The 18,038-nt window shown below is 72.4% G+C and carries 14 protein-coding genes; 4 read left to right on the forward strand and 10 right to left on the reverse strand.

Annotated elements, in window-relative coordinates:
- The first annotated feature begins 16 nt into the window (after positions 1-16).
- A complete protein-coding gene (locus ABT300_RS21760; protein ID WP_351678178.1) occupies positions 17-349 on the forward strand; it encodes a TcmI family type II polyketide cyclase in 333 nt (110 codons plus the stop codon).
- A 91-nt stretch (positions 350-440) separates the two neighbouring features.
- Here the strand turns inward: ABT300_RS21760 and ABT300_RS21765 are convergent, their stop codons facing one another.
- The 6 genes from ABT300_RS21765 to ABT300_RS21790 form a co-directional block, all read right to left on the reverse strand.
- The gene (locus tag ABT300_RS21765; RefSeq protein ID WP_351678180.1) at positions 441-1,508 is read right to left on the reverse strand and encodes a methyltransferase; all 1,068 of its coding nucleotides are present in this window, start codon (positions 1,506-1,508) and stop codon (positions 441-443) included.
- A gap of 126 nt (positions 1,509-1,634) precedes the next feature.
- Complete coding sequence (locus ABT300_RS21770) at positions 1,635-2,861, reverse strand: right-handed parallel beta-helix repeat-containing protein (protein WP_351678182.1); 1,227 nt, start codon at positions 2,859-2,861, stop codon at positions 1,635-1,637.
- Positions 2,862-3,020: 159 nt separating this feature from the next.
- Entirely contained in the window at positions 3,021-5,279 is a 2,259-nt protein-coding gene (locus ABT300_RS21775; RefSeq protein ID WP_351678184.1) for a sensor histidine kinase, read from the reverse strand.
- Between the two features lie 213 nt (positions 5,280-5,492).
- Positions 5,493-6,692, reverse strand: a complete 1,200-nt coding sequence (locus ABT300_RS21780; protein WP_351678209.1) for a sugar ABC transporter permease — start codon at positions 6,690-6,692, stop codon at positions 5,493-5,495.
- A 5-nt stretch (positions 6,693-6,697) separates the two neighbouring features.
- Entirely contained in the window at positions 6,698-7,471 is a 774-nt protein-coding gene (locus ABT300_RS21785; RefSeq protein ID WP_351678186.1) for an ATP-binding cassette domain-containing protein, read from the reverse strand.
- 37 nt (positions 7,472-7,508) lie between these two features.
- Positions 7,509-8,600, reverse strand: a complete 1,092-nt coding sequence (locus ABT300_RS21790; RefSeq protein ID WP_351678188.1) for a sugar ABC transporter substrate-binding protein — start codon at positions 8,598-8,600, stop codon at positions 7,509-7,511.
- A gap of 121 nt (positions 8,601-8,721) precedes the next feature.
- Between ABT300_RS21790 and ABT300_RS21795 the strand changes: the two genes are divergently transcribed.
- Complete coding sequence (locus ABT300_RS21795; protein ID WP_351678190.1) at positions 8,722-11,079, forward strand: SpoIIE family protein phosphatase; 2,358 nt, start codon at positions 8,722-8,724, stop codon at positions 11,077-11,079.
- Positions 11,076-12,158, forward strand: a complete 1,083-nt coding sequence (locus ABT300_RS21800; protein WP_351678192.1) for a sugar ABC transporter substrate-binding protein — start codon at positions 11,076-11,078, stop codon at positions 12,156-12,158. The genes ABT300_RS21795 and ABT300_RS21800 overlap by 4 nt, the downstream gene beginning before the upstream one ends.
- Before the next feature lie 13 nt (positions 12,159-12,171).
- Here ABT300_RS21800 and ABT300_RS21805 read toward each other — a convergent pair whose 3' ends face one another.
- On the reverse strand, positions 12,172-12,462 hold the full coding sequence (locus ABT300_RS21805; RefSeq protein ID WP_351678194.1) for a zinc-ribbon domain-containing protein: 291 nt from the start codon (positions 12,460-12,462) through the stop codon (positions 12,172-12,174).
- Positions 12,463-12,709: 247 nt separating this feature from the next.
- On the opposite strand from ABT300_RS21805, the gene ABT300_RS21810 reads away from it, so the two are divergent.
- Positions 12,710-13,690 (forward strand): SMP-30/gluconolactonase/LRE family protein, encoded by a 981-nt coding sequence (locus tag ABT300_RS21810; RefSeq protein WP_351678196.1) that lies wholly within the window; start codon positions 12,710-12,712, stop codon positions 13,688-13,690.
- A gap of 66 nt (positions 13,691-13,756) precedes the next feature.
- Here the strand turns inward: ABT300_RS21810 and ABT300_RS21815 are convergent, their stop codons facing one another.
- From ABT300_RS21815 to ABT300_RS21825, 3 genes are all read right to left on the reverse strand, one after another.
- Entirely contained in the window at positions 13,757-14,455 is a 699-nt protein-coding gene (locus tag ABT300_RS21815; protein ID WP_351678198.1) for a LuxR C-terminal-related transcriptional regulator, read from the reverse strand.
- A 266-nt stretch (positions 14,456-14,721) separates the two neighbouring features.
- Positions 14,722-16,095: a D-alanyl-D-alanine carboxypeptidase/D-alanyl-D-alanine endopeptidase gene (gene dacB / locus ABT300_RS21820; RefSeq protein WP_351678200.1), complete on the reverse strand. Its 1,374-nt coding sequence runs from the start codon at positions 16,093-16,095 to the stop codon at positions 14,722-14,724.
- Positions 16,096-16,239: 144 nt separating this feature from the next.
- Entirely contained in the window at positions 16,240-17,808 is a 1,569-nt protein-coding gene (locus ABT300_RS21825) for a hypothetical protein (protein WP_351678201.1), read from the reverse strand.
- Positions 17,809-18,038 lie beyond the last annotated feature (230 nt).

Below are 18,038 nucleotides of genomic sequence, written 5' to 3' on the forward strand. Positions count from 1 at the left end.
ACGGAGGACGGCCCCCATGCACCAAGCACTGATCGTCGCCCGGATGGCCCCGGGATCGGCGCCCGACATCGCCAAGGTGTTCGAGGAGTCCGACCGCGGCGAGCTCCCCCGGCTCGTCGGCGTCGTCCGGCGCAGCCTCTTCCAGTTCGGCGACGTCTACATGCATCTGATCGAGTCCGAGCGCGACCCCGGGCCCGCCATCGCCAAGATCACCGGGCACCCGGAGTTCCGGGACGTCAGCGAGCGGCTGTCCTCGTACGTCAGCGCCTACGACCCCGAGACCTGGCGGTCCCCCAAGGACGCCATGGCGCAGCGCTTCTACCTCTGGGAGCGCGAGCCGGCCGGCTGACCCGTGCCGGACCACACCGGTCGCCGGGCCCGCGACGCTGCGGGCCCGGCGACCGGTGGTCCGTGGGGGTGGGAACGGGGACGGGTGCGGGTCAGCCCGCGACGTGACAGTCGAACGCGTGCAGATACGGGTTGACCGGGCTGATGTCGTCGACGACCAGTCCGGCGGCGGTCAGCCGGGTGACCATGCTCTCGGTGGTGTGCTTCGCCCCGCCCACGTTGAGCAGCAGCATCAGGTCCATCGCGGTGCTGAACCGCATCGACGGCGTGTCGTCGACGAGGTTCTCGATGACCACGACCCGGGTGCCCGGGCCGCCCGCCTCGCGGACGTTGCGCAGCGTGCGGGCGGTGCTCTCGTCGTCCCACTCGAGGATGTTCTTGATGACGTAGACGTCCGCCTCGACCGGGACGGCCTCGCGCACGTCGCCGGGCACGATCCGGGCCCGGTCGGCGAGGTCGCCGCCCGGGAGCAGCCTCGGCACCGCGTTCTCCACCACCCGGGGGAGGTCGAGCAGGGCGCCCCGCATCGTCGGGTACTTGTCGAGCAGGCTCGCCACCACATGGCCCTGGCCGCCGCCGAGGTCGGCGACCGACGCACACCCGGACAGGTCCAGGAACGCCGCGACGTCCCGCGCCGACTGCACGCTGGACGTGGTCATCGCGCGGTTGAAGACGTCGGCCGACTCCGGGGCGTCCTCGTTGAGGTAGGAGAAGAACTCCTTCCCGTACAGGCCCTCCACGACGTTGCGCCCGGTGCGCACCGCCTCGTCCAGCAGCGGCCAGGCGTCCCAGGTCCAGGGCTCGGTGCACCACAGGGTGATGGCCCGCAGGCTGTTCGGGTCGTCCTCGCGCAGCAGCCGTGAGACGTCGGTGTGCGCGAACGTCCCGTCCGGCCGCTCGGCGAAGACGCCGTAGCAGGACAGGGCCCGCAGCAGCCGCCGCAGCTGCCGGGGCTCCGCCTTCACCGCGGCCGCGAGGTCCTCGACGGGCAGCGGGCTGTCGCCGAGGGCGTCGGCCACGCCCAGCCGGGCGGCCGCGCGCAGGGCGGCGGCGCACGCGGCCCCGAACGCGAGCTCCCGCATCCGCATGGAGGGCGGCGGGGCTGGGGGCGGGTCCTGCTCGGGCGGGTCCGACAGCTTGGGGGACTGAACGGTCGTCATGTGCCGCCTTCCTTCGTGCTCGGGTGCCAGAGGTTCGACTTGCTTCGGTGCTTCGGTGCTTCGGTGCTTCGGTGCTTCGGTGCCTTGGTGCCGCGCCGTGCCGCGTTGCTTTGCGTCGCGGCGGGGTCAGCGACGGGTGCGGTCGGCCGGGCGGCACAGGCCGGCGGGCTTCGACGCCGTGCAGGCGTTGCCCACGAAGGTGTTGCCCTTGCCGGCGGTGTCCGCGTTGACGAGGTCCGCCGGGGCGTTGCCCTCGAGCGTGTTGTCGCTGATCCGGTTCCGCTCGCTCGGGGTGCCGACGAAGCTCTTGAACAGCACGATGCCGCCGGACAGCGGGGAGGCGCCGACGTTGTCCTTGATGACGTTGCGGGTGATCAGACTGTCCTCGGCGCCGGTCAGGACGATGCCGGAGCCCTGCAGCGCGTCCAGTCGGGCGGTCTTCGGGCAGGACTTGTTGTTGCGCTCGATGCGGTTCTCCGTCACCGTCACCAGGCCGGCCCGCGGCTTGTTCTCGTCGCCGACGACGAAGACCGCCGCGCAGTTGCCGGTGAGGCGGTTGGCCGCGACGGTGAGGTTGCGCAGCCGGCGCACGGTGACGCCGATCCGGTTGCCCTCGAGCCGGTTGCGCTCGACGACCGTTCCCTCGGTGTCGACGGCGCCCATCTCCTCCTTGACCGAGTTGGCGAGGAAGAGGCCCGCGTCGCCGTTGTCCCGTGCGGTGTTGGCCCGGAACACGCCGTGCAGGGAGCCCTCCTGGGCGATGCCCCACACGCCGTTCTTCTCGGCGGTGACGCCCCGGACCGTCAGGTTGTCGGCGGCCATGGCGTAGACGCCCGACCGGGTGAAGCCCGTGACGGTCAGGTTCGCGACGGTGACGTCCTCGACGTGCTGTTCCTTCGTGCCGAGCACACAGACGCCGTTGCCGCTCTCGGCGCAGCCCTCGGCGGCAGGGGCAGCCGGCTCGGCCGCGGGCTTGGCCGCCGGCTTCGCGGCCGGCTTCGTCGCGGGCTTCGCGGTGGGCTTGGCTGCGGGCTTGGCGGCGCCGGTGGCCGTCGCCCCGGCGCCCGCCGTGGTCGCGCCGGCGGGGGCGGCGGGGCGGATGACCGTGCCGCGGCCCATGCCGCGCAGGGTCAGTCCGGGTGTCTTCACGGTGACGCTCTCGCGGTACGTGCCGAAGGCCACCAGAACGGTGTCGCCCGGCGCCGCGGCGTCCACGGCCCGCTGGATCGATTGTCCCGGATGCACCACGTGCACACGGTGCGCCGGTCGTCCGGTGGCGGGGGAGGCGGCGCCGAGCCCCGTCCCGAGGAGGGTCGCAGTGCACGCCAGGTACGCGATATGGCATTTCTTCATATTGCGCACGCTATGACCAGGTGCCGGGTTAACCGGCGGGATGGGCCATCCAAGGGCGTGTCCGGCATGTTCCGGCGTGTCCCGTGTTCGTCGGGGGCGCCGGTCGTCACCGGTTCCCAGGGCGCGCCGTCCGGGCGGCGCGCCCTGCGTCCGCCGGTCTCAGCGTCCGTCGCTCCGGCCCCGCCGGCCGCCTCCGGGCGAGCGTCGGGGGAGTCCCCGAGGACGGACGGAGGAGGGCGCCTCCTGCGCCGGGCCCGCCCTGCCCGCGTCGTCCTGCCAGGCCTCGTAGTCGGTGAAGGCGTCACCCAGGTCCGGACCGCCGAAGGGCCCTGCGCCGCCCGCGCCCCGCGCCGCCGGGAGGTCTCTGACCATGGCCAGTGCCAGGGTGTCGGAGTCGGGCATCGCGTCCGCCGGGCGCTGCGCGACCGTGTCGGGCAGCATGACGAGGCACGTGGTGCCGGACTTCTCGGCGGACGGGCGCAACTGGACGCGGATGCCGTGGCGTTCGGCGAGCCGGCCGACCACGAACAGTCCCATGTGCTGGGCGATGTCGACGTCGACCGTCGGCGGGTTGGCCAGTTTGTGGTTGATCACCGCGAAGTCGTCCGCTTCGAGGCCGATGCCCTCGTCATGGATCTCGATCATGATCCGGCCGTCGGGAAGCCGGGAGCCGGTGACCCGCACCACCGAGTGCGGGGAGGAGAACGCGGTGGCGTTCTCCAGCAGTTCGGCGAGCAGGTGCACGAGGTCGGTCAAGGCCTGGCCCTGGATCTGGGCCTCCGGCAGGCCGGCGAACCGGATGCGCTCGTACTGCTCCACCTCCGAGGAGGCCGCGCGGACGACGTCGACCAGCGGCAGCGGACGGTCCCACTGCTGCGCGGGCCTCTCCCCGCCGAGCACGAGGAGGTTCTCGCCGTTGCGGCGCACCCGGGTGGCGAGGTGGTCCAGCTTGAAGAGGTTCTCCAGCTGGTCCGGGTCCGTCTCGTTGTCCTCCAGGCTGGTGATCATGGCGAGTTGGCGCTCGATCAGGGACTGGCTGCGGCGCGAGAGGTTGGTGAAGATCGCGTTGATGTTGCCGCGCAACAGCGCCTGCTCGGCTGCGAGCCGGACGGCCTCGCGGTGTACGTGGTCGAAGGCCCGGGCGACCTCGCCGATCTCGTCTGTGGTGTCGATCGCGATGGGGGTGACCCGGGTGTCCACCTTGCCGGGGTCGGTCTGCGACAGCTGGTCGATCAGGGCCGGCAGTCGCTGTCCGGCGATCTCGATGGCGGAGGCGCTCAGCCGGCGCATGCCGGTGACCATCGTGCGGGACACCCAGGTGGCGAGCAGGAAGGCGACGAGCACCGCCGCGAGCACCAGCGCGGCGTTGGTGATCGCGTCCCCGCGCGCCTGGTCGGCGATGTCCTGGGCGCTGGCGAGCGCCGCGTCGGTGAGATACACCTGGACGCCGCGGTAGGCGTCGAAGCCCAGGGTGGACGCGGCGAAGAAGGACTCCGGGGTGATGCCCTGCTCGGCGAGGTCCGCGGCGGGCTTCCCGGTGGCGATCGCGGCGATCATCGCCTCCATCGACGGCGGGGCGACGTACTTCTTCCCCTCCGACTCGGCCTGGGCGGCGGCCGCTGCGGTCTGCTGCTTGCCCCGGGCCGCGGCGTCGGTCAGCGCCTTCTGCAGACGTGCCATGTCCGCGGTGGTGGCCGCGCCCGCGAACTCCTGGAGACCCACCTGCTCGAGGTAGGCGTAGGAGCGGAAGGAGGCGAGCTGGGTCTCCAGTTCGCCCGGGGCGAGGGCGTCGCGGTCGTCGACCAGCAGATGCGTGCCGATCGCCCGGATCAGGGACTCGGCGGCCTGGGTCAGGGACACGGCGTAGAGGGTCCGGCCGAAGCTGGCCTGGTTGTCGCTGCCGTAGCCGAGTTCGTTGGATATCTCCATCAGGGGGTGCTGGACGGTGTGGTAGCTCTCCTCCGTCTGCACGCCGGACATCCGTGGGGTGAAGGCGTTGGCCCGGACGGCGGGGAGCTGCTTCTCGCCCTCGCGCACCAGCTGCACGCGCCGCAGGAGGCCGCTGCTCTGCGGCATCCGGGCGACCGCCGCGTTGAACGCCTTCGCGTCCGCGTCGGTGATCTGCCGGGCCTGCGTGACGGCGGCCGTCTCCTTCTTCTCCGCCACGAGCGGGATGACCGACACGTCGCGTTCGTTGATCGCGTCGCTCGCGTACTTGTTGGCGGCCTGGACCAGTTCCGCCACGCGGACCGCGTCGTCGGCGTCCTGCCAGGTGTCCACCGAACGTTTCACCCGGATGCCCCCGAACACGAGGGCCACGAGCACCGGGATGAGGAGAACGGCGCGCAGCCGTCTGCCCACGGGCCAGTTGCGGGTGAGGGATCTCCGTCCCTCCGCTGTGGGTGAGTTGTTCGGCACGCTGTCCTCATCGGCTGTGGAACGCCCCGCGCGGGATGCGCCGGTACCCCTCACTACGGCGCGTCGGCAGCACTGCGTTCAGAAGTGGTGCAACTTTCACCAAACTAGTGCTGTACGCGTCCCGTTGGCTACCTGAGACGGCATGACTTCGGCCACGGCTGCGACCGTGGCGCGCCCGGCGGCGTCGTCACGGCGCGCCGCCACGGGGCGCGCTCACGCGCGGCCGTGGGACTCCTGCGAGCGCCGCGACAGGGCGTCGATGACCACCGCGGCGAACAGCACGCCGCCGGTGATGATGAACTGGACGGCCGGCGGAGTGTCCGTGATGGCCATGCCGGACGCGATCGACTGGATCACCAGCATGCCCAGCACCGCCGACCAGGTGGTGCCGCGTCCGCCGAACAGGCTGGTGCCGCCGATGACGGCCGCCGCGATGGCGTTCACCAGCAGCACGCCCGACCCCGAGCTCTGGCTCACCGAGGTGATGCGCGAGGCCAGGAAGAGACCGCCGATCGCGGCCATCGTGCCCGAGACCGCGAGCACCGCGGTCTGCACCCACGTCACGCTGAGACTGGCCCGGCGCGACGCCTCGACGCTGCCGCCGAGCGCGTAGACCTGCCGCCCGTAGTGCGTGCGGCGCAGCATGACGTCGAGGCCGGCCACCATCACGAGGAAGACCAGCAGGGCCAGCGGCAGCCCCTGGAACCGGTTCAGCAGGTAGGCGACGGCGAAGGCGACCGCCGCGAGCCCGGTCGTGCGCACCACGATGCCGCGCAGCGAGCGGTGCGGCATGTCGAGGGCCCGGCGGCGGCGGCGGTCCCGGTCGCACGCGAGGAAGTACGCCCCCGCCGCGAGGGCCGCGAGCCCGTAGGCGACGGCGTCCTGGGTGAAGTAGTAGCTGGTGAGCCTCGCGATCAGGCCGTTCTCGTCCAGGTTGACGGTGCCGCTGTCGCCGAGGATGGCGAGCATGAGGCCGTTCCAGGTGAGCAGGCCGGCCAGGGTGACCACGAACGCCGGCACCCTGGTCCGGGCGATGGAGTAGCCCTGCACGGTCCCCGCGACCGTGCCCGCCAGCACCGCGACGATCAGCGCGAGCCATTCCGGCGCCCCGTGGTTCACGTTGAGCACGGCGAAGACGGCCGCGGCCAGGCCGCTGATCGAGCCGACGGAGAGGTCGAGTTCGCCGAGCAGCAGCACGAAGACGATGCCGACGGCGATCAGCCCCGTCCCCACGATGTCCACGCTGAGGTTGGACAGGTTGCGGGGCGAGAGGAAGTTCTCGTTGAGGGACTGGAAGGTGATCCACACGACGGCCAGGACGAGGACGACGGGGAGCGAACCCAGTTCGCCGGCGCTCAGCTTGCGCCGGAACACCGTCACTGCGCTCTCCAAGGCGCGGGCGACGGCCCGCATGCTCTTCACCACCCCGCCTCCCGGCCGGCCGGCCGGCGCGGCACGTTCTCCGTGGCGCCGGTGATGGACGAGACGATCTGCTCCTGCGACGCGGTGTTCACGTCGAAGAAGCCGTTGTTGCGCCCCAGCCGCAGCACGACGGCCCGGTCGGCGAGCGCCTTCACGTCGCCCATGTTGTGACTGATGAGCAGCACGCCCAGCCCGCGGTCGCGCAACCGGTCCACCAGGTCGAGCACCTCGGTGCTCTGCTCGAACCCGAGGGACGCGGTCGGCTCGTCCAGCAGCAGGATCCTCGGGTCGCCCAGGAGCGAGCGGGCGATGGCCACCGTCTGCCGCTGACCGCCGGAGAGCGAGACGACCGGGCCGCGCAGATCGGGCATGCCCCGGGTGAGGCGTTCCAGCAGCTGCCTGGTACGGCGTTCCATCTCCACCTCGTCGAGGAACCCGAACCGGCGGATCTCCCGCCCGAGGAACAGGTTCCCGACGACGTCGAGGTTCCCGCACAGCGCCAGGTCCTGGTAGACGGTGGCGATGCCGAGGTCGCGGGCGTCGTGCGGACGCCGGATGTGCACCGGCGCGCCCCGCCACTCGATGACGCCCTTCTCCGCGGGGGCCACTCCGGAGATCACCTTGACCAGGGTGGACTTGCCGGCCCCGTTGTCTCCGAGCAGGGCGACCACCTGGCCGGAGTGGATCTCCAGATCGATGTCGTCGAGGACCTTGACGACGCCGAAGCGCTTGCACACCCCGCGCAGCGCCAGCAACGGGGGATCCGGCACGCAAACCACCTTCTTCCCGGGAGCGGGGGACGCGGCGTCAGGTGAGTCCGGCCCTGTCGCAGGCGGCCCGGAGTTGGGGCGTGCAGATCTGCTGGACGGTGTGCAGGCCGTCCTTGACGACGGTGTCCCCGATGTTGTCGACCGTCACGGACACCGGTGTGAGCAGCACGGACGCGACGGGCTCGCCGTCGCGTGTCGGCACCTCGCCGGTGGCGACGGGCTCCAGGCTCTCCCCGCGCGCCGCCGCCACGGCCATGGCGCCGCCGGCCGCCGCCTCGGGTCCGAACGGCTTGAAGACGGTCATGTACTGGTCGCCGCCGACGATGCGGCGCAGTGCGGGAAGTTCCGCGTCCTGCCCGGTGACCGGCGGCAGCGGGGTGACCTTGTTCGCCTTGAGCGCCGAGATGCTGCCGCCGGCGAGACCGTCGTTGGCCGCGTAGACCCCGTCGACGGACTCGGGGCCGAGCGCCGCGAGCGCCCCGGTCATGTTCATGTGCGCGGTCTCCGGCCGCCACTGCGGGGTGTCGTACGCCTTGCCGATCTTCACCTTCCCGGCGAGCACGGAGAGCGCGCCCCGCCGGAAGGCCCTGGCGTTGGGGTCGCTCGGGTCGCCGTTCATCATGACGATCTGGGCGCCGGGCACCTTGTCGCCCATCGCCCGCAGCAGGGCCCTGCCCTGGAGCCGGCCGACCTCCACGCCGTCGAAGGAGACGTAGCCCGAGATGGGGCCCTCGGCGAGCCGGTCGTAGGCGATGACGGGGATGCCGGCCTCATGGGCCTTGGTGACCGCGGGCCCGAGCGAACGCGCGTCCACGGCCACCAGCACGATGGCGTTCACGCCCTTGGTGATCATCGAGTCCATCTGCTCCTGCTGGAGCGCCACATCGCCCTTGGCGTTGGCGTGTTCGATCTCGCAGTCGTCGCAGAGCCGGGCGATCCGTTTCTCCAGCAGCGGCCTGTCCTGGCCCTCCCAGCGGGGCGTGGTGGCGTCCGGCAGCAGCAGGCCGATGCGCGGCCCGTTCCCGCCGCCGCGCGGCTCGCTTCCGGCGTCCGCCCCGCAGGCGGCCAGTGCCACCGCCGCGCAGAGCACGGTCAGGGCCATCACCGTGTCCCGAATGCAGGCCTTCATATGCGATACCTGCCGTAGACGACAATAAGGTGGTTATGTTCGGCTGATCCTTATATGCGATTCTGGTGGGTGGGTGCCCCGATCTCAACCTGTCGGCACCTGCGGCAGGACGGGAGGTACGTTGCGGACATGCCTCGACCGGGCCCTGACCTTCGCCGGAGCGACGCTGGCGGCGGTCTACGCGCCCGGCGCCGCCGAAGGCGAACTCCGGCTGGTGGACACGTCCGGAGGAACCCCTTCCGGACAGCGGCCGCCGGAGCGCCTGCCGCTGTCCGGTGACTCGCCCGCAGTCCTCGCCTTCCGCGCCGACCGCCCCCTCTGGCTGCCCGCCGACACCCCTCCCGGACCACTCGGGGCGCTCCCCCTGGACGCGGAAGGCCGACGGCTGGGCTGCCTCCTCGTCCTCGGCTCCTCGGCGGACGGCTTCGAGAACGAACAGCGCCGGTTCCTGGAGCGCTACGCCGACGCCGTCGCCGTCCTGCTCGAACCGGCCGCAGGATCTCCGCACACGGCGTCCCTGCTGGCGCCGGCCCTGCACAGCCTGCGGGTCGGCTCCTTCGTCCTCTTCCCCGACACCGGCCTGATCGAGGCCGACGAGACCCTGCTCGACCTGGTCGGCATCACCCCCGACGCCTTCGACGGCAAGGTCGACACCCTGCTCGCCCACGCCCTGCCGGAGGACATGCACGCCCTGATGACGGTCCTGGAGCCCGGGGACCTGGAGTCCGGCCGGCGCGACCTGGAGTTCCGGGTCCGCGGCCCCAAGGGCGAGATGCGCTGGCTGAGCCTGAGCTGCCGGACCGCGCCCGCCGCCGACGGCCGGCCCGACGGCGTGCTGGGCGTCGTGACGGCCACCCCGGTGCTGCGCCGCGGAGCCGACGACGTCTCCCGCATCCAGTGGCTGACCGCCGCCCTCGACGACGCCGCGACGGTCCGCGACGTCGGCCGCGTGGTGGTCGCCGCCCTGCGGGAGCCGCTCGCCGCCGACCGCGTCGCCCTCGCCGCGCTGCAGGACGACCGGCTCATGGTCACCGTCCTCGACCCGCCCCAGCCCACGGCCTGGCCCGAGGCCTGGCGCTCGGAATGGCGCACCGAATGGCCCGACGCCCCGCTGCGCGCCCTGCCCACCCTGCGGGACGCGCTCCGTGACGGCCGGATGGACCTGTGGCCCACCGACGCCGACCTCGAACCCGGCCTGTCCGGGATCGGCCCCGGGGGACTGGCCGTCCTGCCGTTGCCCGCCAAGGGCAGCGTCGCCGGCGTGTGCCTGGTCGGCTGGGACCGGCCGCACGAGTTCGTCCCCGAGGAGCGGTCCCTGCTCACCGCGACCGCCGCCCTCGTCGGCCAGGCCCTCAAACGGGCCCACGCGCACGACGCCGAGCAGGAGCTCGCCACCATGCTCCAGCGCAGCCTGCTGCCCCGGCGCCTGCCCGAACTCCCCGGCGGCACCGCCGTCGCCCGCTATCTGCCGGCCCGGCGCGGCCTGCAGGTGGGCGGCGACTGGTACGACGTCATCGCCCTCTCCCAGGACCGGGTGGCGCTGGTCATCGGAGACGTGCAGGGACACAGCGCCGGAGCCGCGACGATCATGGGCCAGATGCGGACGGCGGTCCGGGCCTACGCCATGGAGGGCCACCCGCCCGACGTGGTCGTCTCCCACGCCAACCGGCTCCTGGTCGGCATGGAGACCGACCTGTTCGCCACCTGCTGCTACGCCGAACTGGACATGGAGGAGGGCAACACCCTGTTCGTGCGGGCCGGTCATCTGGCGCCCCTGCTGCGCCGGCCCGACGGCGAGACCGAGGAGGTGGAGGTCGCGGGCGGCCCCCCGCTGGGCATCCTCGCCGAGGCCGACTTCCCCATGACGGCCGTCGAGCTGACCCCCGGCACCGTCCTCGCCCTGGTCACCGACGGCCTGGTGGAGGCCGCCGACCTCCCCCTCGACGAGGGCATGCGGCGCGCCCGCACCGCGCTCGCCGCGGCCGACCCCGCGGACCTCGGCCGCACGGCCGACCTGCTGCTCGGCGACGCGGGCCGCCGCGAGGACGACGTGGCGCTGCTGCTCCTGCGCTACGACGGCATGAAGACCCGGCCCATCCGGGCCGGCTGGATGGTCTGGCGGCTGCCCGACGCCGTGATGCACGCCCGCCGCTTCACCGCGCGCACCCTGCGCCGCTGGGAGGTCCCGGAGGCGGCCGACGCCGTGCTCCTGGTCGTCTCCGAGCTCGTCACCAACGCCCTCGTGCACACCCAGGGGCCCGTCCGTCTGGACCTGATCCTGCGCGGCGACCGGGTCCGCGTCTGCGTGAGCGACTCCTCGCCGCGCGCCCCCGCCAAACCGGTGATCGTCGACTGGGAGTCCACCGGCGGCCGCGGCCTGCTGCTGGTCGAGGCGATGTCCGACACGTTCGGCTCGGTCCCGGTGGCCGGCGGAAAACAGGTGTGGAGCGAAATCGTCGTACCGGAGGCAGTGCCGTGAGCACCCGACGCAGATACGCCGCCGCGGTGGTCGGCGCGGCCCTTCTGACCCTGCCCCTGGCCTCCTGCGACAGCGGCGGGCAGAGCGGCGGCGGGGGCTTCACCGTCGGCCTGCTGCTCCCCAGCCGGGCCGTCCCGCGCTGGGAGCACTCGGACCGGCCGCTGATCGAGGCGCAGGTGAAGAAGCTGTGCCCGGCCTGCAAGGTCGAGTACGCCAACGCCGAGAACGACGTGACCAGACAGCGGCAGCAGATGGTGTCCATGGTCACCAAGGGCGCGAAGGTCCTGATCCTCGACGCCGCCGACACCCGGGCGCTGCGCTCCTCCATCCAGGAGGCGCGCCGCGCGGGCGTCCCCGTCGTCGCCTACGACCGCCTCGCCGAGGGCCCCGTCACCGGCTACGTCGGCTTCGACGGCCACGAGGTCGGCCGCCTCCAGGGCGCGGCGCTCCTCGAAGCCCTCGGCAAGCGGGCCGAGAACGCCGACGTCGTCATGGTCAACGGCGACCCCACCAGCCCCAACGCGGCCCTGTACCGCAAGGGCGCGCTGTCCGTCCTCGCCGGCGAGGTGACGATCGCCAGGTCGTACAACACGCTGGACTGGAGCGCGCAGAACGCCCACGCCAACATGTCCGCCGCCATCGCGGCCCTCGGCCCGGACCGGATCGACGGCGTGCTGGCGGCCAACGACTCCATCGCCTCGGGCGTGATCTCCTCGCTCAAGAGCGCCGGCGTCACCGACCTCCCGCCCGTCACCGGCCAGGACGCCGACCTCGACGCGGTGCGGCGGATCGTCAAGGGCGAGCAGTACATGACGGTGTACAAGCCGTTCAAGGACGAGGCCTCCGCGGTCGCCGCCATGGCCGTCGCCGTGGGACGGGGCGACGATCCCCGCGACAGCGCCACCACGACCGTCGACAGCCCCACCACCGAGAACATCCCGTCGGTCCTGCTCACCCCGACCGCCGTGACGGCCGAGGACGTCGAGCCGGTCCTGGTCGAGAACGGCGTCTACACCGCCGCCCAGATCTGCACCCCGGCGCTGCGCACGGACTGCGACCGGGTCGGACTCACCCCGTGAGCCCCGTCGGGCGTCAGTGCTGGTACGGCTGCTGCTGCGACTGCCCGTAGGCCTGCCCGCCGACGTGACCGGCGGCCTGCGCCTGCAACTGCTCGGCCTGCTCCTTGCCCACCTGCTGCTCCGCGCCGCAGAAGGTGCACTGGGTCGCGTACTTCGAGGAGATCGGGAACAACGGCACGAAGAACAGCGTGAACTTCGTGACCCGCTTCCTGAGGGTGTGCGCGGCGGGGTTGCCGCAGCGGCCGCACACCAGCGTCAGTATCGCCAGCTGGTAGAGGTATCCCTTGGTGCCGAAGATGATCACGTCGTGCTTCCTTCTGGGGTGGGTGTCCGTCCGGACGGGTGTCCGTCCGGGTGTCCTTCGGGACGGCTGTCGCACCGCACAGTCTGCTGCATGGGCGGGATCACCCGGGTGAGCGGCAGGCGGGTCGATGCCGTGGGCCACGCGGGCGATCTCCCGGCCGCGACGGCGGCGGTCGCCGCCGGAGCGCCGCCATGGTCGTCTGGCCGCCGCACAACGGCGGTTCAGGCTTCCTCCGAAAAGAGGTCTCATGATCCGACTTCCCCGTTCGGCGGGCATCTCCGCCGCCGCACTCGCCCTCGGACTGCTCGCCACGGCTCCCGCCGCCGGAGACGAGCCGACGGTGTCGACGCCGCGCGTCGTCGCCCACTTCGACCTCGCCAAGGGCGAGTCGCCGGAGAACATCGCGCTCGAACCCGACGGCTCGGCCGACCTGACGTTCTCGACCGCCCGGCAGGTCGTCAACGTCACCCGGGAGGGACGCAAGCGGCTCCTCGCGACGCTGCCCTCCGTGCCGGACGCGTCCACGCCCGTCGTCGGCAGGGCCGTCGTCCTCGGCATCGCCCGCGCGCAGAACGGCGCCCTGTACGTCACCTACGCCACCGGCACCCGCGCGACCGGCATCTGGCGCATCCCAGCCGGGGGCGGCAGGCCCCGCCAGATCGCTCTCCTGCCGGCGACGGGATTCCCCAACGGCCTCGCCCTCGACGAGCGCCGAGGCGTCTTCTACGTCGCCGACTCGGTGCTGGGCACCGTCTGGCGCGTCCCGCGCGCGGGCGGCAAGCCCACCGCGTGGGCCACGGGCGCCGCGCTCGAGCCGCGCAACGCGCGGCCCGCGGCCCGTGTCGGGGCCAACGGTCTGCGCCTGCACCGCGACGCCGTGTGGGTCTCCAACACCAACGCCGGAACCCTGCTGCGCATCCCGGTCCGGCGCGACGGCTCGGCCCGCCCGATCGAGACCCGGGCGAGCGGCCTCTACGCGCTCGACGACTTCGGCTTCGTCGAGCGGCGCCGCGACACGGCCCTCGTCGCGCTGACCGGCGGCAGCGAGGTCGCCCTGGTCCGCCCGGACGGCACCCACCAGGTCGTCCTCGACCGCCAGTCCGGACTGTCCAACCCCACCGCCGTGGCCGTACGCGGCAGGACCGCCTACGTCACCGGCGCGGCGTACTTCACCCAGAAGGACCCCAACCTCCTCCTGGCCGACGTACGCCAGCGCGCCCGGCACTAGGCGCGCCTCCGGCTCTGGCGGCCCCGCCCCGAGAAGCGGGCCTGGGCCGTCGGAGCCGGGGCCGCGTCAGGCCGCCGGGTGGACCAGACCGTACTCGTAGGCGTAGGCGACCGCCTGGACGCGGGCACGGGCGCCGATCTTGGCGAGGATGTGGCTGACGTGCGACTTGACGGTGGTCGGGGCGATGGAGAGCCGCGCGGCGATCTCCGCGTTGGACCAGCCGGAGGCGACCGCGACGAGCACGTCGCGTTCGCGCTCGGTGAGGGCGTCCGGTCCCGCCGCGCCTTCGCGGGGGAGCGCGGCGCGGTCGTGGCGGACGGTGTCGATGAGCGCACGGGTCAGTGCAGGCGTGATGACGGCGTCCCCCGCCGCCACGACGCGGACGGCCGCGGTCAGCTCGTCGGGGGTGGCGTCCTTGAGCAGAAAGCCTCCGGCGCCCGCGCGCAGCGCGGCGTAGGCGTACGCGGCGTCGCTGGTGGAGGTCAGGACCAGCACCCGCGGTGGGCGCCCGGGCGGCCCGGCCGCCTCGCCGACCGCGGCGAGGCGGGAGGGGCGGGCGATGCGGCGGATGGCGTCGATGTCGTCCGCGAGCGGCCGGCGGCCGCCCATCAGGACGACGTCGGGGCGGAGCGCCGCGCTCATGCGCACCGCTTCGGCGCCGCTCGCCGTCTCGCCCACGACGGTGAGGTCGGGTACGCCGGCCAGCAGCATGCGCAGGCCGACCCGTTGCAGGGACTGATCGTCGACGATGAGTACGGAGGCCATGGCTGTCGTTCTCCATGCGGTGGGGGGAACGCTTAGGAACGAAACTGTTTCGTTCACTTCTCGCCAGAATAGACCTCGCGGTCATCGAAACGGCATCGTTTCCTTGTGGCGTGCGTCACAGCGTGCGCCACCGCGCGGGTCAGGGTGCGCGTGACGGTGCGCGTCGCAGCGTGCGTGCGGCGTGCATCGCTGCGAGGCCGTACAGGACGGGGAGGGCCGGCGCCTGTCGGCGGCCGGCCCTCCTGTGCTCCTCCTGCTTGCCGGCGTCAGGCCCAGCAGCCGTTCACGGTCGCGGCGAGACCGTCCATCGCGTCCTTGATGTCGTTCGGGTTGGCGGTGGAGCCGTTCTCGACGAAGGAGAACACCTTCCACTTGCCGTCCTTGCCCTGCGTGAGGCCGCTCAACGCGATGGCCCCCGTGAGGGTGCCGGTCTTCGCGTGCACCTTGCCGACCGCGCACTTGGAGTTCACGTCGTCGAAGCGGCCCCACTCCGGACCGAGGGTGCTGCCCGCCTCGCCGGACACGGGCAGCCCGTCCAGGATGGAGCCGAGGACGCGCGCGTTGCGCGGCTTCGTCAGCAGCTCGAGGATGTCCGCGAGGGTGGCGGCCGGGATCCGGTCCGCCCGGGACAGGCCGCTGCCGTCGTACATCTCGAAGTGGTCGAGCGACACCCCGTACCGCACGCTCAGCACCTGGCGCACCACCTCCGTGCCGCCCTCGAAGGTGGCCGGCCGGCCCGCGCCGAGGGCGGTCATCCGCAGCAGGGTCTCGGCGATGTTGTTGTCGCTGGTCTTGAGCATCTTGTGGACGATGTCCGACAGCGGCGCCGACCGGTGCCGGGCGACCGGGAAGTCCGTCGCCTTCGCCGTGGCCCGGGTGACGGCGCCGTCCACGGTGACGCCGGCCGCGGTGAGCTGACGCGCGAAGGCCTGCCCGGCGTCCAGGGAGGTGTCCTGCACGCCGTGCCCGTCGACGACGAGCGCACGCACCGGCGCGACGGAGTCGGGGTAGTAGCCGGTGTTCCAGCCGTTGGCCAGAGTGGGTTCGGGGAAGAGGCTGTCGTCCACGGCGACCTTCACCGACGTCAGCCCGGCGGCCTTGAGGCCGGCCACCGCGCTGCTCGCCAGCTCGCCGAGGTCCGCGCTCGTGAGCGTGCGGTCGCCGCCGCCGACGAGGGTGAGAGTGCCGTCCCCGTAGACGACCCTGGTGGTGAACCGGTGGTCGGGGCCCAGCACGGTGAGTGCGGCGGTCGACGTGGCGAGCTTGACGTTGGACGCCGGCATCAGCGCCGTCGCCCCGTTGTGGTCCCAGAGGCTGGCGCCCGAGTCGGCGTCGAGGACCACGCCGCTGACGTCGGAGCCCAGTCGCTGGTCCAGGACCCGGGTCGCGAGATTGGCGGCCATCTGCTGGTCGTCCGCGTCGAGACCCGGGGACGGCGAGGTGTCCTTGGCCGTCGTGCCGACGCCCTTGTCCACGGCGAACGCCGAAGGGCCGGCCAGGGCGGCCGAGGTGACGGGCACGGCCAGTGCCAGCACGAGCGCCCTGCGCAGGCCTGCGCCGTTCTGCCGGGCCTTGCGGTGTCTGCGTCGGCCGCCCGGCGTGAAGGAGGGTGTGGGGGAGTCCTGCATTATGTCGTCCATGGGGGTTTCTCAGGGCTTTCGTGGGGGGTCGTGCAAAGGGAATTCCGGCGAACCTTATCACCTGTCACATGTACCCCACAGGTAATGAATTCGGAAACTGACGGAAATTCAGCGACTGGAATTCACCGTCTGTTTCCCCCCTGTTCAGGAGAGTGATCCCAGGCGCTGTGTCGTATAGGCGCATTCGGTGTAGATGTAGCCGGATTCGAGCTTGGCCGTGTCCGAAGCGGGCGTGTCGAGGCTGTCGCTCATCGGCTTGTGCAGGAAGAACGTGGTGCCGACCGGCAGGCTGATGGTCCGCTCCGGATACTTCTTGCTGCTGTTGCTACAGGGCTCGAAACCGGGGCTCAGAGTGCTGCTGAGGGAGTACGCCTTACAGCTGCCGCATCCCTTGAGGGTGAAACTGCCGGTGACCGGACCGGTGTAGAGAACCGTGATCTGGTCCGGGCTGTCGTTCTGCACCGTCACCGAGATGCTGCCGCCCGAACGCGTCGTCGGGAGGTTCTTGCCCGCGGCCGGCACGGTCTGGGCGATCTCCGCCGCTATCGCGATCTTCTTCGCCAGGGCCGCGTTGCCCGCGTTCTTGTGGCCGGACGCGTACTCGGTCATGGTCGTCTGCGCCGACTTGAAGTCGCCGTCCCGGTACTGGTCCACACCGCAGGCGTACTGGCCCGTGTCGGCGCTCGTCTTGGCGCGGGCGGCGTCCTTGTCGAGCGCGCCGGCGAAGGTCGTCCGCTCGGCAGGCAGCCCGTCGATCTGCGAGCTCAACGTGGACAGTCGCTCGACCGCCGCGCAGGGCTCGGCTCCGCCCAGGTCCTTCTCCGTCTTCACGACGGCCGCGGCCACGGCAGGCTCCACCTTCGCCGCCTGGGCCGAGGCGGGGAACGTGGTCATCAGTTCCCCGAACTGTCCCGTCCAGCCCGCCTCGCCCGCCGTCAGCGACGTGGACGCGCACTCGTACAGCGAGGTGGCCAGCCGGTCGTCGGGCCAGGTCTTCAGATCGGCGAGATCCGTGTCGGGCAGGCTCTTCGGCACAGTGCGCAGGAACTTCAGCGGCGCGGTCGCCGCACAGTGGTCCCCCTGGTCGTAGGAGGCGCCGACCGTGCGGTAGAAGGTCTTCATCTGCGCGGGCACCCGCTCGGCGGCCCGGGAGCCGGGGTGATCGGCCTGCAGGGCCGCGTAGGCGGCGAGAGCCTTGCGGTAGTCGGCCTGCGCCGAGTCGAAGGGCCGGTCGCCGGCCGCCTCCACCAGACGGTTCGCCTCGTCGAGTCGGTCGAGGAGCATCTGCTGGATCGCTTCGTCGCGCGCCCCGTCGTAGAGCACCGCTCCGCCGGCCGGGGCCAGCAGCAGAAGCAGCCCCAGCCCGAGTGCGAGGGGCGCGTTGCGCAGTCCGGTCAGCGGTGTGCGCAGGCCCACGCGCGCCCCGTGCGCCGCCACGGCGACGAGGAACACGCCGTACAGGGCGAGCGCGGAACCCGGAACGCCGTCCGGGTCGGCCGGCAGCGCCACGAGCAGCAGGGCGGCGGTGGCCGCCCAGCACAGCGCCGTCAGCACCCAGCGCCGTGTCAGCGCGTACCCCAGCCCCAGTCCGCTGAGGTTGAGCACCGCGACCGCGACGGCCCGCACCCCGTCCGCGGGGGCCGGCGGCGGGGCCGACGGCATGGGCGGAACGCTGAAGGTGTGGTCGTATCTGCCGTACTGGTCCCCCGACATGGCGGCTCCCCCCCCCCGCTGAACTGCGCCCGCACATCCGCGATTTGTCAGTGTACGGGCGCAGCGGGGCCGCCGACAGGGGAAAAGGCGGCGAAGCGTACGGGGCCGGGGGCGGCCCCGGCGTGGGGGCCCGGGGCCCCCCCCCGGGGGCCGGCCGCCCCCCCCCCCCCCCCCCGGGGGGGCGGGGGGGGCCCCGGCGCGAAGGGCGCAGGCCAGATGCAGGCCCACCC

This window comes from Streptomyces sp. NPDC001027 (assembly GCF_040299045.1).
Taxonomy (GTDB): Bacteria; Actinomycetota; Actinomycetes; order Streptomycetales; family Streptomycetaceae; genus Streptomyces.